Origin of the sequence: Streptosporangium album (assembly GCF_014203795.1) — a bacterium.
Classification (GTDB): domain Bacteria; phylum Actinomycetota; class Actinomycetes; order Streptosporangiales; family Streptosporangiaceae; genus Streptosporangium; species Streptosporangium album.
Window position 1 is genome coordinate 3882341 of record NZ_JACHJU010000001.1, and the last position, 21586, is coordinate 3903926.

Below are 21586 nucleotides of genomic sequence, written 5' to 3' on the forward strand. Positions count from 1 at the left end.
GCCGGAGACGCCGCTCCGCCCGTGCGCGACCGCCCCGCGTGACTGTTCCGCGCGGCCGTCACAGGCCGGGGAAGACCCGGCGCAGGTCGTCCAGGGTGACGCCGCCGGTGACGGTCACGGAGCCGGGGGTGTGCTGGGGAGCCAGTCTGCCGGTGAGCAGGCGCAGCCACGCCTCGGCGGGAGCGGACAGGACGATGTCGGCCGGCTCTGCCACCTTGCTGAAGCCGAGGGTCTCCCCGAGGGTGAGGCCGAGGGTCCGCTCCGGCTCGCTCGTCTCGACACGGAGCGTGATCTGCCGGGGGTCGAGGGCGTCGGGCTGGCCGATGAAGCCGACGAGGAAGTCGAGCGGCCCGGGATAGAGGTCGGTCAGCGCCTCGACCGCGTCGGGGGCGACGGTGGCCCTCGGGTCGAAGGCGACCTTCACGTCCCACGTGTGCAGGGCGGCCTCGTTCAGGCGCATCCCGGCGACCAGTGCGACGTCGGCGGGTTTCGGCAGGAAGCCCAGCCTGATCTCCAGCCGCTCACGGGTGCCGGCGTCCAGGCTCTCGTAGGCGGTGACCAGCTCGGCGTCGGCCCTGACGAAATCCCCGGCCTGCTCCGCGGGGCTCTTGGCGTTCCAGCGGTTCCACACCGACTCGTTGAACTCCTGGCCGGGCGCGTCGTCCCCGGCCAGCGCGGCCCGCAGCGCCGCCAGGCCGATCTCGGCGCCGCTGCCGAGGTGGCTGAGCACCTGGGCGACGGTCCACTCCGGCGACCCCGAGGGCCGGGCGAGGTCGTCGGCGTCCAGACCGGCCACGAAAGCGGTCAGGTCATCGTGGTTGGTACGCAGGGCCGCGATGGTCCTGTCGGTGAGCGTGTTCATCAACTGCCTCCAGCAGGAAGGTCTCTCGGCCCTACGGCCGGGCGGAACCGCCTGTCCGGCATCCTCTCCCAGAACTACCCGTCGCCACCTCCCGTATCACCATTGTCGATTACTCTCCGTTACCTTCTCCACCGGTGTCGCGCGGTGGGGGCGGGCCGTTAGAGTCGGCCGGGACGACCGCTTGACAGGGGGCAGGGACGGGTGGACGAGAAGACGCTGAAGGACATCGCCGCGATCGGGGCGCTGCCGGAGGCCGACCCGGGCCGGGGGGATCAGACGGGGTCAGCGGGCGCCACAGGCGCCGCGGGCGGCCTCGCGGAGCCGCCCCGGAGACCACCTCGGGTGACGGTCCGGCGGGCGCTGCCCACCGAGCCCGCCGTACGTGGTTCGGCGTCGCTGTTCGTGACCGAGGCCGAGCGGCAGGGTATCCGCGCGGGCCGCCGCATGCTCCACGTCGGCCCCGAGACGGCCGCCGACCACGTCGCCGCCGCCCTGCGCGTCGAACCCGGTACCGAGGTGCTGGCCCGTCGCAAGCTGCTGCTCGCCGACGACGTGCCGGTGCGGATCGCCACCAGCTACTTCCGCCTGGACGTCTTCGGCGGCACCCCTCTGGCCGCCCCCGACTTCGTACGGCCCAGCCTGCAGGCGGGGATCGAAGCGCTCGGCCACCGCTTCGGCCACGCGGAGGAATACCTCGTCGCCCGCCCGCCCACCGGCTTCGAGGCGGTGACCCTGGAGCTCGATCCCGGTGAGTGGGTGGTGCAGGTCCTGCGGGCCGGCTACGGCGACGACGGCACCCCGGTCCACACGCTGGAGACCATCTGCGCGGCCTCCCGCCACGTCTTCCCCGTCACCCAGGTGACCGGGGCCGACGAATTCTGACCCGTTGCCCCCGGGGACGGCTCCCCGGGGGTCCGGCGACGGGCTAGAGCCGCTCGACCACGTGGTCGATGCAGTGCGTCAGAGCCTCGATGTCGTCCGGGTCGATGGCCGGGAACATCGCGACGCGCAGCTGGTTGCGGCCGAGCTTGCGGTAGGGCTCGGTGTCGACGATGCCGTTGGCGCGCAGGACCTTGGCGATCTCGGCGGCGTCGACGCCGTCGGCGAAGTCGATGGTGCCGACCACGTTGGAGCGGAACTCCGGACCGGCGAACGGCGTGGTGTAGGAGGTCTTCTCCGCCCAGGTGTAGAGGCGCCGCGCGGACTCGGCGCTGCGCGCGGTCGTCCAGGCCAGGCCGCCGTTGCCGTTCATCCACTCGATCTGCTCGGCGAGCAGGAACAGCGTGGAGACCGACGGGGTGTTGTAGGTCTGGTCCTTGCTGGAGTTGTCGACCGCCACCGGCAGGCTGAAGAACTCGGGGACGTAGCGGCCGCTGCCGGCGATCTCCTCGACGCGGGCGAGCGCGGCCGGGGACATCAGGGCGATCCACAGGCCGCCGTCGGAGGCGAAGCTCTTCTGCGGGGCGAAGTAGTAGACGTCGGTCTCGCTGATGTCGACGGGCAGGCCGCCGGCGCCGGAGGTGGCGTCGACCAGGACGAGCGAGCCCTCCTCGCCCACGCGCCTGATCGGCATCGCGACACCGGTCGAGGTCTCGTTGTGGGTGAGCGCGTAGACGTCCACGCCCTCCTCCAGCCGGGCCTCGGGGTGGCGGCCGACCTCCGACTTGATCACGGTCGGGTCGCCCAGCCACGGGGCCTTCGCCACGACGGAGGCGAACTTGGAGGAGAACTCGCCGAACTGCAGGTGCTGCGACTTCTCGCGGACGAGCCCGAAGGCGGCGATGTCCCAGAACGCGGTGGTGCCGCCGTTGCCGAGGACGACCTCATATCCCTCGGGGAGGGAGAACAGCTCCGACAGGCCCGCGCGGACGCGCCCGACGAGAGACTTGACCGGCTTCTGGCGGTGCGAGGTGCCCAGCACGCTGGACCCCGAGGCCGCGAGAGCCGACAGCTGCTCGGGGCGCACCTTCGAGGGCCCGCAGCCGAAACGGCCGTCGGCGGGCTTGATGTCTGAGGGAATCACGATGTCAGCCACCTGAACAGCCTACTGAGCCTTCCGGTTACTCCAGGCCGAAGTCCGGATTCTGAGATGGGCGAGTCTGGAATGCGAAACGGCTGTCGCGCGAGACGATCGCGCGACAGCCGTACAGGACATCGGTCAGAGGGATCCGAGAACCTCGGCGGCGCCGGGGACGTCGTTGACCGAACGCTGCGCCGGGCCCACGTAGTCGGCGCTGGGGCGGACGAGCCTGCCCGTGCGCTTCTGCTCCAGAATGTGGGCGGCCCAGCCCGCGGTGCGAGCGCAGGTGAACATGGAGGTGAACATGGAGGAGGGGACCTGGGCGAAATCCAGGATGACCGCCGCCCAGTACTCGACGTTGGTGGCGAGCACCCGGTCGGGCTTGCGGGCGTGCAGCTCTTCCAGGGCGGCCTTCTCCAGGGCCGCGGCGACCTCGTAACGCGGTGCGTCGAGCTCCTTGGCCGTGCGCCGGAGCACCCGGGCGCGGGGGTCTTCCGCCCGGTAGACGCGGTGGCCGAAGCCCATGAGGCGCTGACCCTTGTCCAGCTCGCTCTGGACGTACTTCTTGGCGTCGCCGACCTGCTCGACGCCCTCGATCATGTGCAGCACGCGGGCGGGGGCGCCACCGTGCAGCGGACCGGACATGGCGCCGACCGCGCCGCTCAGCGCCGCGGCCACGTCGGCGCCGGTGGAGGCGATGACGCGGGCGGTGAAGGTGGAGGCGTTCATGCCGTGCTCGGCCGCGGACGTCCAGTAGGCGTCAATGGCCTTCACGTGCTTGGGGTCGGGGTCGCCCTGCCAGCGGATCATGAACCGCTCGACGATGCCGTCGCCCTTGTCGACCTCGCTCTGGGGGACCATCGGCTTGCCGAGGCCGCGAGAGGACTGGGCGACGAAGCTGAGCGCGGTCACGCTGGCGCGGGCCAGGTCGTTGCGGGCCTGCTCCTCGTCGATGTCGAGCAGCGGCTTGAAGCCGTACACGGGGGCCAGCATGGCCAGCGCGCTCTGCACGTCGACGCGGATGTCACCGGAATGGACAGGAACGGGGTACGGCTCTGCCGGGGGGAGACCCGGCTGGAACGTGTTGTCGACCAGCAGGCCCCACACGTTCCCGAAGGGAACGCGTCCGACCAGCTCTTCGATGTCGACGCCCCGATAACGAAGGGCGCCCCCTTCTTTGTCCGGTTCCGCGATCTCCGTCTCGAAAGCTACTACGCCTTCGAGCCCGGGTTTGAAGTCGGACATTCTCGGCCGCCTCCCTTTCTTGAAGTCAAAGCCTTGATGTCGAGATACCGGCGGGTCATATTCAACCCCCTGGGGTTCGGTGGTGTGCCGCCGGACCCGCCGGAACGCGATCGTCCCAGGTGGGGGCGGTGCGCATCTTTTCCGTCAAGCACGGGAGAATACCTTCCCGTGGACGACACATCGCGCCCGCCATCCCTCGCGGGGCTTCGCCGTACCTATCAGGGCCTGCCGTTGCTGGAGGCCGAAGTCGCACCCGATCCCGTGTCGCAGTTCGCCGCCTGGTTCGGCGAGGCCGTGGACGCCGGGCTTCCCGAGCCGAACGCGATGGTGGTCGCGACCGCCTCCGCGGGAGGCCGGCCGACGGCCAGAACCGTGCTGCTCAAGGGCTACGACGAGAACGGGTTCGTCTTCTACACCAACTACGAGTCGCGCAAGGGCCGGGACCTCACCGAGAACCCCCGGGCCGGCCTGCTGTTCCCCTGGCACGCCATCCGCCGCCAGGTGCGGGTGGAGGGGCCGGTGGTACGGCTGCCGCGCGAGGAGTCGGACGCCTACTACCGGTCCCGCCCCTACGGCTCGCGCATCGGAGCCTGGGCGTCCCGGCAGTCGGCCGTCGTGCACTCCAGGGAGGAGCTGGACGCCCGCTACGAGGAGCTGACGGAGCGATGGCCGGCGGATCCGCCCGTGCCGGACTTCTGGGGCGGGTTCCGGGTCGTGCCCGCGGAGGTGGAGTTCTGGCAGGGCCGGACCGACCGCATGCACGACCGCCTCCGGTACCGCCGTTCGGGGGACTCCTGGATCGTCGAGCGCCTGGCCCCGTGACGCACTTGCCCACCTTTTACTGATATATCCGCATATGTCTGGCGGACATTGGGGGACAACGTGGGGTTCGGGGATTTCGTCCAACGGCTTGCGGTGGACACTCGTCCGCTGAGTGTCCCCGCATACCGGCGGCTCTGGGCCGGCCAGGGCGTGTCGTTCATCGGCTTCCAGCTCACCTCGGTGGCGGTCAGCGCCCAGATCTACGCCATCACCGGCTCGTCCTTCTGGGTCGGCATGCTCGGCCCGGCCAACCTGATCCCCCTGGTGGTCTTCGGCCTCTGGGGCGGGGCCGTCGCCGACGCGGTCGACCGGCGCAGGCTGCTCCTGGTCGGCGCGCTGATCGCCTGGACCGCCACGCTCGCGCTGCTCGTCCAGGCCGCCCTGGGGACGACCAACGTCGGCCTGCTGCTGGCGACCGTGGCCGTGCACGCCACCGGGTTCGCCATCACCGGGCCGACCCGGGGCGCGATCATCCCCAGGCTGGTGCCGGCCGAGCTGGTCCCGGCGGCCAACACGCTCAACTACCTGGCGGGCGGGTCCGGCAGTGTCATCGGCCCGCTGATCGGCGGGGTCGTGCTCGCCCAGGGCGGGTTCGCCACCGCCTACCTGATCGACGCGCTGCTGTTCGGCGCGGGCTTCTACGCCGCCCTGCGGCTGCCGCAGCTCAAGCCGGTCGGTGAGATCACCCGCCCCGGCCTGCGGTCGGTCGTGGACGGCCTGCGCTACGTGTCGGGGCACCCGATCGTGATGATGTCCTTCGTCGTGGACATCATCGCCATGGCGTTCGCGCTGCCCAGGGCGCTGTTCCCGGAGGTCGTGGCCGAGCGGTTCGGCGGCTCGCCGACCGCGTTCGGCTGGCTGTCGGCGAGCATGGCCATCGGTTCGGTGATCGGCGGACTGATGTCGGGCTGGGTGGGCCGGGTCCGGCGCCAGGGCCTGGCGCTCACGTTCGTGATCGCGGCCTGGGGGCTCAGCGTCGCCGCAGCCGGGCTCGTGGGACAGCTCTGGCTGATGGTCGCGCTGCTGGCCTTCGGCGGGGCCGCCGACCTGGTCTCCTCGGTGTGGCGGCAGACGATCCTGCAGACCCACGCACCCGACGACATGCGCGGGCGGATGCAGGGCGTGTTCATGGTGGTGGTCGCCGGAGGCCCCCGGCTGGGGGACCTGCGCGCCGGAGCCACGGCGACCTGGTTCGGCGCCCCCGGGGCGTGGATCGGCGGCGGGATCGCCTGCGCGGTCACGGTGCTCGTGGTGGGGCTGGCCGTACCGGCCTTCAGGGGCTACCGGCCCGCCGTGCAGAGCCGGTGAACGGTTCCGGCGGGCGGGGTTTCACCGGTCCGCTGTACGGGGCCGGTGAACGGATTGGGAAGGATTCGGCAACTGCCGGTGTTTGTGCCCTTGTCATCGGGGACGGATCTCACAATAGGGTCGGGGTCTGAGACTTCCCGGTCCCGCGCGGCTCGACGGCACCAGCGCGCGATGGACGGGGCACCGAGATAGGACGGGAGGAGCCTTGACCGCACACGGCCTGATCGACACCACGGAGATGTATCTCCGCACGATCTTCGAGTTGGAGGAGGAGGGGATCGTCCCTCTGCGTGCGCGCATCGCCGAACGGCTGCAGCAGAGTGGTCCCACCGTCAGCCAGACCGTCGCCCGCATGGAGCGCGACGGCCTGGTCAGGGTCGAGGGCGACCGGCATCTGACCATGACCGACCTGGGGCGCACGCTCGCGACCCGGGTCATGCGCAAGCACCGCCTCGCCGAGTGCCTGCTCACCCAGGTGATCGGCCTCCCCTGGGAGGAGGTGCACATCGAGGCGTGCCGCTGGGAGCACGTCATGTCCGAATCCGTGGAGGCCCGGCTGGTCAGCCTGCTGAACAACCCCACCGAGGACCCGCACGGAAACCCCATCCCGGGCCTGGACGAGCTCGGTGTCGAGGGCCTCGCGGGAGGCGGCTGGGAGTCCCTGCCGTCGATGGCCGCCTTGGCCGGACCCAGAGATATACCCGTTGTGGTGCGGCGAATTAGCGAACAAGTGCAAAGTGATCCGGCTGTGATGCTTAAACTCAAGCAAGTTGGGATACAACCCGGACGCGAGGTGACGCTCGCGGCGAGCGACGACGGTGTGCGGGTGACAGGTGACGACGGAGCGGAGAACAGACTTGCGGACCTTCCGCGAGACGTTGCCGCACATGTTTTCGTCTCCACACGCTGACCAAGGCCCCTCTGCTTGGTTGGATTCCCCTCGGGAGACCCTTCACTCCCCGGCCGAGACTGCAGCAGGAGCAACCGTGGTTCGCTTTGCGCACACCCGTCCCCGAGGGGTGGTCACCGGATGAAGCGGTGGGGGGATGTCACCCAGGACACCGCCGACCACCTTTCGGCCGGTTCCGTTCTTGATCACGCTGAGATGGCGGTGGTCGTCACCGACCGGTTCAGCAACCTTCTCTACTGGAATCCCTTCGCGGAGAAGCTGTTCGGCCGTCCCGGAGCGCCGGGCACCCGAGAACAGTCGCTCTCCCTGGGGATCATGGAGAAGGACCACCCGCTCGCCGTCGAGCTCGCCAAGCACGTGCTCAAGGGCGGCGTCTGGGAGGGCACCTTCGACGTCAGGCGAGGGGACGGGACGATCGTCTACGTCCGCGCCCAGGCCGTGCCGTTGCGACACGTCTCGGGATCGGTGACGGGCATCGTCATCACCGCCCGCGAGGCGATGCGCAGCAACGAGCGGGAGAAGGACCGGTTCGGCCTGCTGGAGCGGATCGGCGAGCGGCTCGCCGGCTCGCTGTACGTCGAGGAGACGCTCAAACGCGTCGCCGAGATGCTCGTCCCGCAGTTCGCCGACCACTGCTTCATCGAGCTGATGGAGGGGGAGCGGCTCACCCGCAGGGTCTCCACCCACGTTCCCGGCTGGAGCCCGCCGCCCGGCACCTGGGCACCGCTCGGCGCCGAGATCCGTTATCCGACGGGGCACTACGCCGACATCGCGCTGCGCCGCCAGGAGACGATCCTGGTCGAGGACTTCTCCCAGACGAACTATCCCAGCCCCGGTGAGGGCAGCACCCGCCTGGCGGCCGAGATCGGGATGACCTCGGCCATCGTGGCACCGCTGTGCGTGCGCGGCGAGACCCTCGGGCTGATGTACCTGGGCCTGTCCAACCTGACCGACCGGCGCAGCCCGCACTACGACGCCTTCGACCGCGACTTCGTGGGGGCCATCGCCACCCGGGTCGCCCTGGCCGTGGACAACGCCCTGCTGTTCGAGGAGGAGCGGCACACCGCCGAGTCCTTCCAGAAATACCTGCTCCCCCGCGAGCTGCCCCAGCTCGACGGCCTGGAGATCGCGGTCCGCTACTACCCGGCGGCACCGCTCGCCTCGCACGGGCAGGGCATCCAGACCCAGGTCGGCGGCGACTGGTACGACGTCATCCCGCTGTCGGCGGGCCGGGTCGGCATCGTCATCGGCGACGTCGAGGGCCGGGGGGCCAAGGCCGCCGCCGTCATGGGCCAGCTCCGGGCCGCGCTGCGGGCCTTCGCCCAGGACGACAAGCCGCCCGCGGAGATCCTCGCCCGGCTCGACGAGTGGACGCGGATCATCGCCACCCCCGAGCAGGACGACAGCGGTGAGGACATCAGCATCCCGCCCATCGTCACGTGCCAGTACCTCGTCTACGACGCCTGGTCGCGGCAGCTGTCGTTCGCCAACGCCGGTCACGCCCCGCCGCTGCTGCTCAAGGACGGCACCTGCGCCGAGCTCGACATCAAGGAGGTCGGCCAGCCCCTCGGCGTCCGCGCCAAGGGGGTCCACGCCGACCTGGTCTACAAGGAGGAGACGCGGACGCTGCCCCCCGGGGCCGCGCTGCTGCTCTACACCGACGGCCTCGTCGACCGCCGTCCCGTCCGTGACGCCGACGGCAGGCCGCCCAACGACGAGGAGACTCTCGCGCTGCTCTGCGCGAAGCTCGTCAAGATATCCGACGCCTCGGTGGAGGGCATCGCGCACGCCGCGACGACCGCCGTGCCGGGTGAGATCGACGACGACATGGCCATCCTGGTGGTCCGGTCCGCCCCGCACGACCTCGAGGTCGAGGAGCGCACCTTCCCGGCCCAGCCGATCATGGTCGGTGAGGCCCGCCGGATGGCGGCGGAGGCGTTCACCGGCTGGAGTGTGCCCGAGGAGCGCGCCGAGCTCGCCTGCCTGCTGGTCTCCGAGGTGGTGACGAACGTGGTGCTGCACGCCGCGACCACCAGCGTCCCGCGCCGCGAGCTGATGATGGACGCCCCGATCTCCTTCGACGAGACCTGGGACGACCTGCCGGACTTCGACGACGAGATCGTCAACGAGAAGGAGTTCACGCTCCGGCTCCGCAGGGGCAGGGAGTCGGTCTGGGTCGAGGTCTTCGACCAGGACCTGAGGCTTCCCCGCATCCGTAGCGCGGGGGAGAACGACGAGGGCGGCCGGGGACTCTATCTCGTCGACCAGCTCGCCAAGCGCTGGGGTTCACGCCCCACCAAGGAGGGCAAGGCCGTCTGGTTCGAGATCCCCACCAAGTCCCGCTGAGCGCGGAGCGGCCCGGCCGGTGATCGCCGCCGCTCCCCCGCGGGGCAGGCGGTGGGGGATGACCTCGGCGGTCATGGAAGGCGGCGGCCGGGGCGGGCCTCAGTAGTTCTTGAGGGTGATGGCCCGGGCCGCCTTCTGGATCGGCTCCATGACCTTGGCCATCATGCGCTCCTTGCCCGGCAGGTATTTCATCAGCGAGAGCATCTTCATCTGGAACCAGACCTGGGTCTTGCTCCGCAGCACCATGTGCCTGATGTTGCCCGGCCCGAGCTTCTGGTTCTGCTCGGCGAAGTGCCGCATCGCCTGCTCGTAGCCGCCGAAACCGGCCTCGTGGTCGTCACCGGCGGCGGCCAGCTCGCCGGCCAGGACGTAGGCGCCGACCAGGGCCAGACTCGTGCCCTGCCCCGAGGCGGGGGAGGCGCAGTAGGCGGCGTCCCCGACCAGTGCCACCCGCCCCTTCGACCAGCGGTCCATGTGGACCTGGCTCAGTGAGTCGAAGTAGAAGTCGGGTGCGTCGGCCATGCCGTCGAGCAGGCGGGGGATCTCCCATCCCTCCCCGGCGTAGGTGCCGGTCAGGAGCTTCTGCTGCCGGTCACGGTCGCGGTGGTCGTCATCCGGCGACACGGAGGCGAACAGGAACATCGCCTTGGCCCCGGTGTCCTTGGCCGTGCTGTACGTCAGCGCCGTCCTGCCGGGAGAGACGTAGGTGAGCTCCCACCGGTCGAGGCCCAGGTGGTTGGGGACGCTGAAGATCGAGATGTGGTAGCCGAGGTCGCGGACATACTCGGACTCGGGGCCGAAGGCCAGCGCGCGGGTGGTGGAGTGCAGCCCGTCGGCACCCACCACGAGGTCGAAGGTGCGCGTCTCGCCGCTCTCGAAGGCGACCTTCACCCCGTCGCCGTCGTCGGTGAGGGAGGCGATGGAGTCGTCGAAGAGATATTCGACCTCGTTCGCGGTCAGTTCATAAAGGATGCGGTTCAGGTCGCCACGCAGGATCTCGGCGTCCTCGCCCTCGCGCCCGCCGAACGTGTCGCCGCCCATGCTGGCCAGCCGCTTGCCGGCCGCGTTGACGACCGACGCGCCCCGCACGTCGGTGCGCTCCCGCCGGATCTCGTCCATGACACCCATGCGCGTGACCACGTCGAGGGCCGCGCCGCGGATATCGATCTTGTAGCCGCCCTGCCGGAGCGCGGGCGCCCGTTCCACCACCGTGGGAGTGAAACCGTGGCGGCGCAGCCAGTAGGCCAGCGTGACGCCCGCGATGCCGGCTCCGGAGATCAGAACGCTCGTGTTCCTCATGGGGGTGCTCCTTGGTCGGTTCCTCGTCTACGGCTGACAGTACACTTGTGTGACACATTTGTTCAAGACGTTTGTTCCAGCCCTGTGTAGACTGCCGGACATGGGAAATCGCGAAGATCTTCTGGTCGGGGCCAAGCGCTGCCTCTACGAGAAGGGGTACTCCCGCACCACCGCCCGCGACATCGCGGCGGCCTCGGGCGTCAGCCTCTCCGCCATCGGCTACCACTACGGGACCAAGGAAGCGCTGCTGAACGCGGCTCTCTACCAGGCCCTGGAGGAGTGGGGCGACGATCTGGCGGACATCCTGAACGCCGAGGCCGGTCCCGATGCCACACCCGCGGACCGGTTCGAGGCGGCGTGGGAGGGGGTGATCGCGTCGTTCGCCGCCAACCGGCCGCTCTGGGCCATCCAGTTCGAGCTCATCGCGCACATCGACCAGCTGCCGGAGCTGCGCCGTACCTTCTCCGAAGCCGGCCGCCAGGCACGTCTGGGCCTCGCCGAGCTGTTCGGGAGTCTGGGCCTCGCCGGGGACGGGGAGAGGGTGGCGCTCGGCTCGTTCTATCAGGCCCTGCTCAGCGGGGTGGTGGCGCAGTGGCTGGTGGATCCCGAGGGCGCGCCGTCGGGGCACGACCTGCTCGGCGCGGTGCGGACCGTCGCGGCGATCGTCGGCCCGGGAGCGCGGCCCGATCCCGAAGTGTCACCGGAGAAGAGTTAGGAGATGCCCGCGGTCGGTGCTTGACTGCGAGCATGGAACTGGCCTTCGAACGGCGCGGGGCCGGACCGCCCCTGGTCCTGCTGCACGGAATCGGACACCACTGGCAGGCATGGCTGCCGGTGGTCGACCGGCTCGCCGCCGAGCGTGACGTGATCGCCGTGGACTTCCCCGGCTTCGGCGTCTCCCCGCCGCTGCCGCCCGGCTCGCCGTACACGGCGGAGAGCCTGGCCGACGCGGTCGAGTCGTTCTGCGCGATGCTGGGTCTGGACGAACCCCATGTGGCGGGCAACTCCCTGGGCGGCTACGTCGCCCTCGAACTGGCCTCGCGGGGTGTGGTCCGTACGGCCACCGCACTCTCCCCGGCCGGGTTCTGGAGCCGCGGAGAGTTCCTCTACGCGCGGACGGTGCTGCGGGCGGTCAGGGCCTCGGCCCAGGCGACACCGCCGGAGCGGGCCCCGGCCGTCGCGGAGAACCCGCTGGGCCGGATGGCGATGGTGGGACTGATGGTGGCCCACCCCTCCAGGCTCTCCACCGAGGCGCTGCTCGCGGCCGGTCAGTCACTCGGCAACGCCCCGGGATTCGACGACACCCTGGACTCGTTCGCCTGGATGATGCCCCCCGCACCGCCCAAGGTGCCGATCACGATCGCCTGGGGCGAGCACGACCGCCTCCTGCTCCGGCGGCAGGCCGTACGGGCCGCTCGGTGGTCGGGCCGCCGGGTGAAGCTGCTGCGGGGCTGCGGGCATCTGCCGATGAGCGACGATCCCGAGCTGGTCGCCAGGGTCCTCCTGGAGGGGGCGGCGTAGCCGGCGAGGGCGTCAGCGGAATGTCTGTCCCCAGATCGCGAGCATCACCAGGATGAACACCACCATGACGCCCGCATAGGCGACAGGGCCGAGCCGTACGGCTCGCCGGACCCGGTTGAGTCCCCAGGCGAACAGGAACGCCAGGAAGATCAGCAGGATCAGTCCGCTGTCCATCAACACCGCCTCTGGGAGTCCTCGCTGACAAGTATGCGTCGGCTGAGCCGATCATGCGGGAATTAAGCGTGACGCCGTAGCTCATGAGATCGTTGCGCCTTGTGAACAGAACGTCGAAGGTAACGCGCGTCCTGCTGGTGTCCGCCCTCGCCGCGGGACTCTCCGCCTGTTCGGGTGGGAGTGACCCGTCGGCCGCCCCGGCGACGCCCACCTCTTCGGTGACCGCCCCCGAACCGGCCCCCTCCGAGGAGCTCACCCTCCCCTCCGAGATCCCCTCCGCCTCGACCTCCACGGTGCCCGAGGCGTCCGCGTCCGCGTCGGCCTCGGCTTCGGCTTCGGCGAGCTCGAAGCCCGTGGCGCCGGCAGCCGACGGCGCGCTGCTGGGAGACGTCCAACCGCTGGGAACGGGCTGGATCACGGTGGCGCCCGAGGGCAAGGCGGCCCAGAAGACCGAGCTCACGCCGTTCACGGTGGTGCTCGACGTGCAGGGGTCGATCTGCAAGCAGGGCGCGGTCCCGCACAAGTGCACGGTGGAGCAGCTGAAGAAGGCGCTCAAGGCGGGCGTCTCCCTCTATGCCAAGGTGACGGTCAGGGGCGGGACGGCCGCGCAGATCGAGGAGATCGTCCCGGAATGACGGCTCCGGCGGCCGGTCACGGGGTGGCCGTGCCCGGCGCGTTCATCGGGTCCGCCGCCGCACCGGCCGTATCCGCCGTATCCGCCGCGTCCGGCGGCGGACGCGGCGGGCCCGTGGCCAGGGGGCCCCGGAGACCGGAGCCGGAGGTTCAAAAACCGAAGGAACGGCCGATGATCTCCTTCATGATCTCCGTGGTGCCGCCGTAGATGGTCTGGACGCGGCTGTCGATCCAGGCCTTGGCGACGGGATACTCCATCATGTAGCCGTAGCCGCCGTGCAGCTGGAGGCAGCGGTCGATCACCTTGATCTGCAGCTCGGTGGTCCACCACTTGGCCTTGGCGGCGTCCACCGCACTGAGCTCCCCGGCGTTCAGGGCCAGGATGCACTTGTCCACGTAGTGACGGGCGATCTCCACCTCGGTGTCCAGCTCCGCCAGGACGAAGCGGGTGTTCTGGAAGCTGCCGATGGTGCGGCCGAAGGCCTTGCGGTTCTTGCAGTATTCGATCGTCGCCCGCAGGACGGTCTCGGCCGCCGCCACGGCCATCACGGCGATCGACAGCCGCTCCTGCGGGAGGTTGCCCATGAGCTGGAAGAAGCCCTGGCCCTCCTCCTCGCCCAGCAGGTTGGCGGCGGGGACCCGGACGTTCTCGAAGAACAGCTCCGCGGTGTCCTGGGCGTGCATCCCGATCTTCTCCAGGTTGCGGCCCCGGCTGAAGCCCTCCATGCCCCGCTCGACGACGAGCAGAGAGGTCCCCCGGGCACCCGCGGCCGGGTCGGTCTTGGCGACCACGACGACCAGGTCGGAGTTGATGCCGTTGGTGATGAAGGTCTTCTGGCCGTTGACGACGTAGTGGTCGCCCTCGCGCACCGCCGTCGTCCTGATGCCCTGCAGGTCGCTGCCCGCTCCCGGCTCGGTCATCCCGATGGCCGTGATCAGCTCACCGCTGACGAACCCGGGCAGCCAGCGGGCCTTCTGCTCGTCGTTGGTGAGTTTCACGAAGTACGGTGCCATCACGTCGTTGTGCAGCGAGTAGCCCAGACCGCTCGCGCCGACCCCGACGACCTCCTCGACGATCACGGCGTTGTAGCGGAAATCCGTGATCCCGGCCCCGCCGAACTCCTCAGGCACCCCGAAACCGAACATCCCGAGCTCGCCGGCCTTCTTCCACACCTCGCGGGGGACGATGCCGTCCTTCTCCCACTGGTCGTGGTGGGGAACGACCTCGCGGGCCAGGAACTCGCGCACGGTCTCACGGAAGAGCTGGTGCTCCTCCTCGAAGAGGTCTCGCTTCATTGACTGCCTCCTAGGGGGTTCCGTGGCCCAGAATACGATTCTGTTACCTGCAGGTACACCCGCTCTGAGGGGTGAGGTGGTTGTCGTCCCTCCAGTCGACCAGATCACAAGTCCGCCACAGTCCCCTGGGGGTCTTGTCATCCTCCTGCGTCGGGAGATCGGGGGGCGGTACGATCCGGGCCTAGTTGTGATTAGATGACCAGTTTTGCGACCAGTCCTCGTGAGCGGAGTGTCCAGTGGTGCGATGGGGAGCGGGACTCCGGAGGTCTGTCCTCATCGTGGGAGTCGGAGTACTGGCAGGTGCGGGAACGGCGCTGCCTGCAGAGGCGGACTTCATCAGTCCCGAGCACCAGAATGTTAATTACTCCTGCGAGATCGGCAAGCTCGTCCCTAGCGCTGGTTCCGGGATCTTGGATGCCCGTGTATCGATTCCGACTGTGGGCTATGTCGGTCGTGCACTGGAGATGAAATGGCTCATCACAAACTCCACTTTGGTCTCCCCTGCCGTCTATGCTTTCGGTGGTCGAGTAAATGTCACCGGAACGGTAGAGATGCGTGGTGCAATTAAGGGGCAGGCGTACTCTCTTGGTGTCAGCGACCAAGGTGAGTTGGCGGAAAATGGGCCACTGAAAATGCCTACAGAACTACTGGGTCAAGGAAGTTCTCCGGATGACGGTGATGTCGAAATCACGCCTGGAGAAGTTTGGGTGGACTTCACTCCCCCGATAAAGAAAAAGACCCTGCTGGACACCGAGGGCTCCGTGGTAGCTCCTTCCCCTGCTTCCCCGAAGACTGACGCTCTTTATTACATTGGAGCTGACTGGCTCGCTTCCAGCGATCGTACGGCCGAGTGGAACGACCATAATCGCGATGTGCACTATGCGAATAGCGGTACCGCAGAGGTTCACTTCGAAGGTACGGGGATCAAGTTCTTCTCTGAGAAGTACAGTGAATGGGGAGAGCTTAGTGCTGAAATTGATGGCAAAGAATATAAAATAAGCGCTGGCGTTTCCAAGAATCCTGATGGTACTCCTAGTGCAGTGCTAGGGCAGCAACTTCTTTGGTCTGTTGACAATTTGAATTATGGTAAACATATTCTCAGGCTGAAGAAGATTTCAGGAAAATATCTAGTTATCGACACATTTGAAGTGCTTAACGGGGCGCTCAATAGCCCCCCACCTTATTTTCGCACTATATGTAAGCCAAAGAACGCAACCCCAGTCAAAGTGAAGGTGGAGAAGGCGCCCACGCCGACTCCCACCCCCACGCCTACTACCCCTCGTCCCACCGTCACGGTCACGGCCACCCCGCCGAACGGCTCGTCCACGACCACCTCGACGCCCAAGCCCACCCTGACCGTCACCGCCACCGTCACCCCCACCAGGGCCACGCCGACCACTCCGCAGGTCGCCGTGACGCCCTCCGGTGGCGCGCAGACCGGTGAGGCCCCCGACGGGCCCTCGTCCGGTGCGGGGCTGATCGGAGCCGGAGCCGTCATGGTCTTCGGAAGCGCGTGGGGCGGAGTGGCGTTGAAGAGGCGGCGGGCGGCGTATGTGCGTGGCCAGGGTTAGGTAAGGGGGCGCGCCGGATGTATCCAGGACCTTCGCAGGGCGGTCCCGATCCCTACGGCCACGATCCCCACGGCGCCGGCCGTCCCCCCAAGCCGAAGGGGAGCCTGATGCTCCCGGCGCTACTCGTGGCCGGTTCACTCGGCGGGGTGGCCGCGATCATGGCGGGGATGCTCACCTACCTGACCCCGGTGGCCAGCGATGAGCCCTACGGGGCCCCGGCCCCGGGACCGGCGGACACCATGATGCTGGAGAGCAACGCGGGGCCGACGGAGCAGCCGACACAGCAGGATCAGAGCGCACAGCAGCAGGACCCGGCGCCGGCACTGCCGTCGGCGGTGGGACCGGGCGGGCTGGATGCGCCGTTGACGGCCGCCGCGCCCACGGCGGCGCCGCCGCTGCCCGTCGTCCAGCCGCCGGAGCCGCTCAAGAGCAACGGCGTGAAGCCGTACCGGATCGCCATTTCGAAGATCGGCCTGCTGGCTCCGCTGATGGCGCTGGGCGTGGACGCGAAGAAGACGATCCAGACTCCTCCGTTGAGCAAGCCGAACCAGGCCGGTTGGTACAAGTACGGGCCGATCCCCGGCCAGCAGGGGCCCTCGGTGGTGCTCGGGCACGTGAACACCAAGAGCGGGGCCGCTGTCTTCAGCCGCCTGAAGGAGATCAAGCGCGGGGACACGATCAAGGTGTCCCGGTCGGACAAGTACATCGTGGAGTTCACGGTCGACGGGGTGGAGCAGGTCAGCAAGACCGCGTTCCCGTCGAAGCGGGTCTACGGCAACACCGGTGAGGCCACCCTGCGGCTGATCACCTGCGGCGGCGTCTACAACCGCAAGACCGGCCACTACACCGACAACATCATCGTCTACGCGACCCTGTCGAAGACCCGCCGAGCCTGATCGCGGTCTGTGGCCCGGTATGGCCGGTGTGAAGGTCGCCAGGCTGATCCGCCGATGCTCCGCGGAGCCGTCCGACGGCGCCGAAGGAGTGGCGGTCATCGGCACCGTCCTGCGAGGACTGTCCTGACGGCGGACCCCGGCCGAGGACCGCCGAGAGGCGGGGCCGGCAGGCGACCGGCCGTACGAGGGCCGGTCGGCGGGCTGCCACCGGTGCCATTGATCATTTTGGGATAATCTGACGCCTCCTTTGAAGTGATCGAAGAAAGGTGACTGTCTGATGCACAAGCTCAAGCGGAGCACAGTGGTCGCACTCGGCATGGCGGCCGCGCTCGCCGCGTCCGTGGTCACGAGCACCCCGGCCATGGCGGCGTCCTCTCCGGTCGAGGCCTGTGGCGGTGGCAGCTACCACGTCATCGACAGCCACGCCCTGGGCAGCTACGCCACCGTCTACCTGCTCTACAACGGCTCCACCAACTGCGTGGTCACCTGGAAGAAGGCGCCGTACGCGGGCAACACCAAGCGCGTTGACGCCAACCTGACCCGCAGCGACTTGAACTACGTGAAAATCGACGGAGGCAAGTTCAAGTACTACGCCGGTCCGCTGAAGATCAGTGCCGCAGGGAAATGCGTCCAGTGGGGCGGCGGCTACGACCTGCTGAACTGGACCAGCGGTTGGGGGCACTGCGGCTGATCAGTCCAGCCCGGCTCGGCCTGGACCCCTCGGCAGCCCGGCGCTCCCGTGCCCCAAGGGCCGACGCCGGGCTGTGGGTTCACGGGCGCTTGTACGGCCTGACCGACGTGGGCCAGGGGGCGACGAGGAGCCGTACCGTGTTCCTGTCATGGCCGCCGAACGCCTCGTGCACGTACCAGGTGCCGGGGACGCTTTCCGGCTGCAGGACGTGTTCGCTGGGCTGCCAGCCGCGCCCGGCGCCGGGAGGGTTCTCGGGGGCGTCGTGGTAGTACTCCTGGACCGTGGCGTGCCGCTGCCGCAGCATGAGGCGGACCTCGGCGACCGTCCGGTTCCGCAGGGTCAGCCCCTCCAGAACCTCGCCGCGAGCGGTCGGGTCGCCCGAGTGCTCGTACCGTTCACCGGGCCGGGCGGCTCGGCCAAAGATGATCTCGATGGGGCTGCGCAGATCGGAGGGGATGCGCACCCCGGCCTTGCAAAACATGTTTCCGCAGTCGGGTCCGCCGTCGATCCCCTCGATCCTGGTGCTTCCGTTCTCATCCTTGATCTCGAAGCTTCTGCCCGCGTGGTGGATCGTCATCCCCTTGAGGGAGGAGATCGAGATCATCTTGCCGACGAGGCTCGGTGACGCGGGCTCCATCTTCAGGTCGACGTCCATGCCGTGCGCGGCGAAATCCGTGCGATAGCGCGCTGGATCGGCGTCCGGGTCCAGGATCCGGACGTCGAGATAGTCGCCGTTCTCGCTGAACGCCAGCGCCTTGGCCGGTCCCACATGGAAGGGGCCGGCCTCGCCGGGCTGTACGACGACGTTCAGGACGAGCGCCGCGCCCGTCAGAACGGCGGCGATGGGAACGGCGATGAGCCACCGCCGCCGGGACCGTCGCCGCGTGGCCGCCGGAGGCGTCCGGCCGGTGTCATCGATGATCTTCTTCAGGGCCGCGGACATCACCGGTGGATCCGCACGTACCTGCCTGGCCGGATCGTGCGCTTCGACCATGTTCCTGAGCTGCTTGAGATCGTTGTTCATCGGGCGCTCCTCCCATAGGACGGCCTGCGGTCGGTGAGCTGGGGCTGGTCCGCGAGCAGGTGCTGCAGCCGTTTACGTGCGCGGTGCAGCCGCATCGCGGCCGCTGGTCTGGAACAGCCGACGATCGCTGCCGCCTGGCGGAGGTCGAGCCCCTCCCAGCACACCAGGAGGACCAGTTCCCGGTCCCCGTCGCTCAGGTCGTTCAGCGCCGCCAGGGCCGTCTGACGGGCGGCGACGGTGGCGGCGTGGTCGTCTTCGGGACCGTGGCGCGTCACGTCCTCGCTCAGCGAACCGGCGAGTCCGTCTCGTCGCTGCTCTCTTCTGAGCAGGTTCGACGTGAGATTCCGGGCGGTGACGTACAGCCAGGGCAACGGCTGGTCGCGGGGGAACCGGTCATACTTCTCCCAAGCGATCTTGAACGTCTCGGCGGCTATGTCCGGGGCGTCCGCGGGGCCGACCCGCCGCCACGCATATCGCAGGACCGCCTCGTAATGCTCTTGGAACATGTGGGTGAAATCGGCCTCATCGTTCAAGCTCCTTCTCCTGTCCAGCAGCTCGGCGCCTCGCACCGTCTACTGGACAGATGTCGCGAGTCCTCCGGGTATCACTGCATCTACGACATTTTGTGTGGCAGTCGATCGACCCGGACGGGCACGAGGCGGGGCGGCTTCTCCGGAACGGGGCCCGTCCCATGCGTTTCTCGGGACGCAGGGCGCCGTCCACCTCGCTGGATGGACGGGTACGGGTGCCCGCCCGGCGGTTGGTGGCGGAGTTCGACCTCCTCCATCAGGGTCAGCAGGTCGTGGGGCCGGGCGGCTTCGACGGGCTCGGGGTCGGCGGCGATCCAGCAGGGGAAGGCCCAGAAGCGGCGGGCCCAGCAGCGCCAGAGGACGACCCATCCGGGGTGGTCGGCCTCCAGGCCGGAGGCCGTCTCGGCGGGATCGGGAAGAGCCGTCACCGGCTCCGGGCCGCCGGGGTCAGGACGTGGCGGATCCGTCTGGCGGCGTCGTCCGCTTCGGCGACGGGCGCGATCTTCTCGTTCCAGGACCACCAGAACCACCAGGTTCCTTCCTCGGGTGCCGCGTGGACGTTCTCGGACAGGGCGGGGGTGTCGGGGTTGACGACGGCCGGTTCCGGAGGGCGCCGGGAGGCCACCCGGACCCGCAGGCCGTGTTCCCTGAGGCGTTCGGTCAGGTGAGTCAGGTGGGTGATCGCGGTCTGCGCTGTGCCGGTGTCGTCGGTGACGGCCATGGGCGGTCTCCAGTGTTGTCTGTGGGTGGGCTTGCCGTACTCCACCTGTCGTGATGCGGGTGTGAAGCGTCCGCGCGCGGCGGATCGACGCAGGTGGGATGGCTCCCGACGGACGTGGGGAAGCACGCCGGGAGCCCGGGTCCGGCCGGGGCACGGGGGCGGTCCCCGGCCGGATGTCTGCGGGGTGGCTCCACCGTCACTTTTCCAAGAAACGGTGGAGCCACCTGCCCTCGACATCACTGGCGCCTGTGCGTTGCCGAGGGGTCCGTGTCACTGATTGTCAGCCGTGCTCCGGAGGCCGTATCGGATGGAGGGAATTCCTCGATCACGCTCCGTAGAACGGTTACGATCCGATCGTGACGTTCAAACAAGTCGCTGTAAAGAAGTTCTGCTGGAACAGTTCCGAAAATTCTTGTTCCGACGCTGCGCAAATCAACGCGCGAGGGGTGGAATATGGCGAATAGGATCAGCCCCACGGTGCGCCGTCGGCGACTGGCGGCAGAGCTGCGACGACTTCGGCAAGAGTCCGGAAAGAATCGTGATGAAGTGGCGGTATTCGTCGGTTGTGCGCCTGCCACCATCACCAAAATCGAGAACGCCTCTTCAACGGCCCGTCCTGCCGATGTCGCCCTGTTGTTGGAGTTGTACGGAGTCACCGGGCGGCGACGTGAGGTTCTGATGGCGCTCGCCCGCGAGGCTCGTCAGCGTGGTTGGTGGCAGCAGTACAGCGGAGCGATCCCGCAGTGGTTCGAGGTGTATGTGGGGCTGGAGGAGGAGGCCTCAGAGATCAGGTCCTTCCAGCCCGAGGTGATCGATGGCCGCCTTCAGACAGAGGGATACATCAGGGCTCTCATCCAGGCTGAGGTGAACGTCCCTCCGGCGGAGGAGATCGACCGTCGTGTCGCCATCCGCCTCAAACGGCAGGAAAAGCTGACCTTCCCCGATGCTCCCGAACTATGGGTCGTCGTGGGCGAAGCAGCATTACGCCGGGCGGTCGGCGGGGTCGAGACCATGCGTGAGCAACTTCAGAGGCTCAACGAGGTCTCCCGCCTGAACAACATCACGTTGCAAGTGCTCCCGTTTCAGGCGGGGGCCCATCCGGGCATGCAGGGCGGTTTCCATCTGCTCGGATTCCCGGGAGAGACTGATCAAGATGTCGTGTACGTTGAATATCGGCAGGGTGCCCTTTATCTGGAACGACAACCGGATGTGGATGCCTATGCCAAGCTCTTTGATCATCTGCGTGCGAGGGCGCTGGGGCCTGATGAGTCACGTGCTCTGATCACGCGTATGGCCGAGGAGGCCCTCTAGGCGATCACAAGTAGGAAGGTGCGGGTGTCCACGATGGACTCTTCCCGCGTCATCTGGCGCAAGAGCAGCTTCAGCGGTAACGGCGGGGCTGACTGCGTCGAAGTCGCGGTCGTTCCCGGCGACCCGATCTTGGCGGGGCACAAGCCCGATGCCGACGAGCTTTACCTCGTCCGTGACTCCAAAGATCCCGATGGCCCGACACTCTCCTTCACCCGTTCCGAGTGGGACGCGTTCGTCAAGGGTGTGAAGGCCGATGAGTTCGACGGCTGACGAGCCGAGGGCAGGCTCCGTGCGACAGCGATGAGGCTTCCACCGCCGTTGCGGCTCCTTCACGGATATCCCGCGAAGGAGCCGCAACGGTGCGAGCCCCACCGAGAGGCAGGACACCTTCCTGAGGGACGGACTC

Annotated in this window: 23 protein-coding genes; 13 read left to right on the top strand and 10 right to left on the bottom strand. The window is 68.4% G+C overall.

Going from position 1 to position 21586, the window contains the following annotated elements; genetic code table 11:
* Positions 1 to 58: 58 nt before the first annotated feature.
* Positions 59 to 862, bottom strand: coding sequence for a maleylpyruvate isomerase N-terminal domain-containing protein (locus FHR32_RS18785; RefSeq protein WP_184755480.1), 804 nt, complete (start codon positions 860 to 862; stop codon positions 59 to 61).
* Between the two features lie 201 nt (positions 863 to 1063).
* On the opposite strand from FHR32_RS18785, the gene FHR32_RS18790 reads away from it, so the two are divergent.
* Positions 1064 to 1744 (top strand): GntR family transcriptional regulator, encoded by a 681-nt coding sequence (locus tag FHR32_RS18790; protein ID WP_312882460.1) that lies wholly within the window; start codon positions 1064 to 1066, stop codon positions 1742 to 1744.
* Between the two features lie 43 nt (positions 1745 to 1787).
* On the opposite strand, the gene serC is transcribed toward FHR32_RS18790, so the two are convergent.
* Both serC and FHR32_RS18800 read right to left on the bottom strand, forming a co-directional pair.
* Positions 1788 to 2897: a phosphoserine transaminase gene (gene serC, locus FHR32_RS18795; protein ID WP_184755481.1), complete on the bottom strand. Its 1110-nt coding sequence runs from the start codon at positions 2895 to 2897 to the stop codon at positions 1788 to 1790.
* 123 nt (positions 2898 to 3020) lie between these two features.
* The gene (locus FHR32_RS18800) at positions 3021 to 4127 is read right to left on the bottom strand and encodes a citrate synthase 2 (RefSeq protein WP_184755482.1); all 1107 of its coding nucleotides are present in this window, start codon (positions 4125 to 4127) and stop codon (positions 3021 to 3023) included.
* A gap of 168 nt (positions 4128 to 4295) precedes the next feature.
* Between FHR32_RS18800 and pdxH the strand changes: the two genes are divergently transcribed.
* From pdxH to FHR32_RS18820, 4 genes are all read left to right on the top strand, one after another.
* Positions 4296 to 4949 carry a pyridoxamine 5'-phosphate oxidase gene (pdxH, locus tag FHR32_RS18805; RefSeq protein WP_184755483.1) on the top strand — a complete coding sequence of 218 codons (654 nt, stop codon included), beginning with the start codon at positions 4296 to 4298 and terminating at the stop codon, positions 4947 to 4949.
* 93 nt (positions 4950 to 5042) lie between these two features.
* A complete protein-coding gene (locus FHR32_RS18810; RefSeq protein ID WP_312882461.1) occupies positions 5043 to 6257 on the top strand; it encodes an MFS transporter in 1215 nt (404 codons plus the stop codon).
* Positions 6258 to 6462: 205 nt separating this feature from the next.
* On the top strand, positions 6463 to 7167 hold the full coding sequence (locus tag FHR32_RS18815; protein ID WP_184755485.1) for an iron-dependent transcriptional repressor DtxR: 705 nt from the start codon (positions 6463 to 6465) through the stop codon (positions 7165 to 7167).
* A gap of 120 nt (positions 7168 to 7287) precedes the next feature.
* The gene (locus FHR32_RS18820; RefSeq protein ID WP_184755486.1) at positions 7288 to 9513 is read left to right on the top strand and encodes an ATP-binding SpoIIE family protein phosphatase; all 2226 of its coding nucleotides are present in this window, start codon (positions 7288 to 7290) and stop codon (positions 9511 to 9513) included.
* 99 nt (positions 9514 to 9612) lie between these two features.
* Here FHR32_RS18820 and FHR32_RS18825 read toward each other — a convergent pair whose 3' ends face one another.
* Positions 9613 to 10812 carry an FAD-dependent monooxygenase gene (locus tag FHR32_RS18825; RefSeq protein ID WP_184755487.1) on the bottom strand — a complete coding sequence of 400 codons (1200 nt, stop codon included), beginning with the start codon at positions 10810 to 10812 and terminating at the stop codon, positions 9613 to 9615.
* Between the two features lie 100 nt (positions 10813 to 10912).
* Between FHR32_RS18825 and FHR32_RS18830 the strand changes: the two genes are divergently transcribed.
* Together FHR32_RS18830 and FHR32_RS18835 are read left to right on the top strand one after the other, a co-directional pair.
* Positions 10913 to 11527 carry a TetR/AcrR family transcriptional regulator gene (locus FHR32_RS18830; RefSeq protein ID WP_184755488.1) on the top strand — a complete coding sequence of 205 codons (615 nt, stop codon included), beginning with the start codon at positions 10913 to 10915 and terminating at the stop codon, positions 11525 to 11527.
* A 32-nt stretch (positions 11528 to 11559) separates the two neighbouring features.
* Positions 11560 to 12333, top strand: coding sequence for an alpha/beta fold hydrolase (locus tag FHR32_RS18835; RefSeq protein WP_184755489.1), 774 nt, complete (start codon positions 11560 to 11562; stop codon positions 12331 to 12333).
* Between the two features lie 12 nt (positions 12334 to 12345).
* Here the strand turns inward: FHR32_RS18835 and FHR32_RS18840 are convergent, their stop codons facing one another.
* On the bottom strand, positions 12346 to 12507 hold the full coding sequence (locus tag FHR32_RS18840; protein WP_184755490.1) for a hypothetical protein: 162 nt from the start codon (positions 12505 to 12507) through the stop codon (positions 12346 to 12348).
* A gap of 101 nt (positions 12508 to 12608) precedes the next feature.
* On the opposite strand from FHR32_RS18840, the gene FHR32_RS18845 reads away from it, so the two are divergent.
* Entirely contained in the window at positions 12609 to 13142 is a 534-nt protein-coding gene (locus FHR32_RS18845; RefSeq protein WP_184755491.1) for a hypothetical protein, read from the top strand.
* 148 nt (positions 13143 to 13290) lie between these two features.
* On the opposite strand, the gene FHR32_RS18850 is transcribed toward FHR32_RS18845, so the two are convergent.
* The gene (locus FHR32_RS18850; RefSeq protein WP_184755492.1) at positions 13291 to 14436 is read right to left on the bottom strand and encodes an acyl-CoA dehydrogenase family protein; all 1146 of its coding nucleotides are present in this window, start codon (positions 14434 to 14436) and stop codon (positions 13291 to 13293) included.
* Between the two features lie 278 nt (positions 14437 to 14714).
* Here FHR32_RS18850 and FHR32_RS18855 point away from each other — a divergent pair, with 278 nt between their 5' ends.
* From FHR32_RS18855 to FHR32_RS18865, 3 genes are all read left to right on the top strand, one after another.
* The gene (locus FHR32_RS18855) at positions 14715 to 16007 is read left to right on the top strand and encodes a hypothetical protein (RefSeq protein WP_184756687.1); all 1293 of its coding nucleotides are present in this window, start codon (positions 14715 to 14717) and stop codon (positions 16005 to 16007) included.
* Positions 16008 to 16024: 17 nt separating this feature from the next.
* Entirely contained in the window at positions 16025 to 16903 is an 879-nt protein-coding gene (locus FHR32_RS18860; protein ID WP_184755493.1) for a class F sortase, read from the top strand.
* A gap of 277 nt (positions 16904 to 17180) precedes the next feature.
* Complete coding sequence (locus FHR32_RS18865) at positions 17181 to 17594, top strand: hypothetical protein (RefSeq protein WP_184755494.1); 414 nt, start codon at positions 17181 to 17183, stop codon at positions 17592 to 17594.
* 79 nt (positions 17595 to 17673) lie between these two features.
* Here the strand turns inward: FHR32_RS18865 and FHR32_RS18870 are convergent, their stop codons facing one another.
* The 4 genes from FHR32_RS18870 to FHR32_RS18885 all read right to left on the bottom strand — a co-directional run bounded on the left by FHR32_RS18870 (position 17674) and on the right by FHR32_RS18885 (position 19869).
* A complete protein-coding gene (locus FHR32_RS18870) occupies positions 17674 to 18618 on the bottom strand; it encodes a hypothetical protein (protein WP_184755495.1) in 945 nt (314 codons plus the stop codon).
* A complete protein-coding gene (locus tag FHR32_RS18875) occupies positions 18615 to 19151 on the bottom strand; it encodes an RNA polymerase sigma factor (protein WP_246466202.1) in 537 nt (178 codons plus the stop codon). The genes FHR32_RS18870 and FHR32_RS18875 overlap by 4 nt, the downstream gene beginning before the upstream one ends.
* Positions 19152 to 19231: 80 nt before the next feature.
* The gene (locus tag FHR32_RS18880; RefSeq protein WP_184755496.1) at positions 19232 to 19576 is read right to left on the bottom strand and encodes a hypothetical protein; all 345 of its coding nucleotides are present in this window, start codon (positions 19574 to 19576) and stop codon (positions 19232 to 19234) included.
* Positions 19573 to 19869 carry a hypothetical protein gene (locus FHR32_RS18885; protein ID WP_184755497.1) on the bottom strand — a complete coding sequence of 99 codons (297 nt, stop codon included), beginning with the start codon at positions 19867 to 19869 and terminating at the stop codon, positions 19573 to 19575. The genes FHR32_RS18880 and FHR32_RS18885 overlap by 4 nt, the downstream gene beginning before the upstream one ends.
* 453 nt (positions 19870 to 20322) lie before the next feature.
* Between FHR32_RS18885 and FHR32_RS18890 the strand changes: the two genes are divergently transcribed.
* Positions 20323 to 21180 carry a helix-turn-helix domain-containing protein gene (locus FHR32_RS18890; protein WP_184755498.1) on the top strand — a complete coding sequence of 286 codons (858 nt, stop codon included), beginning with the start codon at positions 20323 to 20325 and terminating at the stop codon, positions 21178 to 21180.
* Between the two features lie 33 nt (positions 21181 to 21213).
* Positions 21214 to 21450: a DUF397 domain-containing protein gene (locus FHR32_RS18895; RefSeq protein WP_184755499.1), complete on the top strand. Its 237-nt coding sequence runs from the start codon at positions 21214 to 21216 to the stop codon at positions 21448 to 21450.
* Positions 21451 to 21586: the final 136 nt, after the last annotated feature.

Bases quoted from the DNA above. Each gene is read 5' to 3' on its own strand.
- FHR32_RS18835 (WP_184755489.1), top strand. From the start codon at position 11,560: ATGGAACTGGCCTTCGAACGGCGCGGGGCCGGACCGCCCCTGGTCCTG.
- FHR32_RS18865 (WP_184755494.1), top strand. From the start codon at position 17,181: ATGCACAAGCTCAAGCGGAGCACAGTGGTCGCACTCGGCATGGCGGCC.
- FHR32_RS18870 (WP_184755495.1), bottom strand. From the start codon at position 18,618: ATGAACAACGATCTCAAGCAGCTCAGGAACATGGTCGAAGCGCACGAT.
- FHR32_RS18820 (WP_184755486.1), top strand. From the start codon at position 7,288: ATGAAGCGGTGGGGGGATGTCACCCAGGACACCGCCGACCACCTTTCG.
- FHR32_RS18850 (WP_184755492.1), bottom strand. From the start codon at position 14,436: ATGAAGCGAGACCTCTTCGAGGAGGAGCACCAGCTCTTCCGTGAGACC.
- FHR32_RS18895 (WP_184755499.1), top strand. From the start codon at position 21,214: ATGGACTCTTCCCGCGTCATCTGGCGCAAGAGCAGCTTCAGCGGTAAC.
- FHR32_RS18800 (WP_184755482.1), bottom strand. From the start codon at position 4,127: ATGTCCGACTTCAAACCCGGGCTCGAAGGCGTAGTAGCTTTCGAGACG.
- FHR32_RS18825 (WP_184755487.1), bottom strand. From the start codon at position 10,812: ATGAGGAACACGAGCGTTCTGATCTCCGGAGCCGGCATCGCGGGCGTC.
- FHR32_RS18885 (WP_184755497.1), bottom strand. From the start codon at position 19,869: ATGGCCGTCACCGACGACACCGGCACAGCGCAGACCGCGATCACCCAC.
- FHR32_RS18840 (WP_184755490.1), bottom strand. From the start codon at position 12,507: ATGGACAGCGGACTGATCCTGCTGATCTTCCTGGCGTTCCTGTTCGCC.
- FHR32_RS18830 (WP_184755488.1), top strand. From the start codon at position 10,913: ATGGGAAATCGCGAAGATCTTCTGGTCGGGGCCAAGCGCTGCCTCTAC.
- FHR32_RS18785 (WP_184755480.1), bottom strand. From the start codon at position 862: ATGAACACGCTCACCGACAGGACCATCGCGGCCCTGCGTACCAACCAC.
- FHR32_RS18860 (WP_184755493.1), top strand. From the start codon at position 16,025: ATGTATCCAGGACCTTCGCAGGGCGGTCCCGATCCCTACGGCCACGAT.
- FHR32_RS18890 (WP_184755498.1), top strand. From the start codon at position 20,323: ATGGCGAATAGGATCAGCCCCACGGTGCGCCGTCGGCGACTGGCGGCA.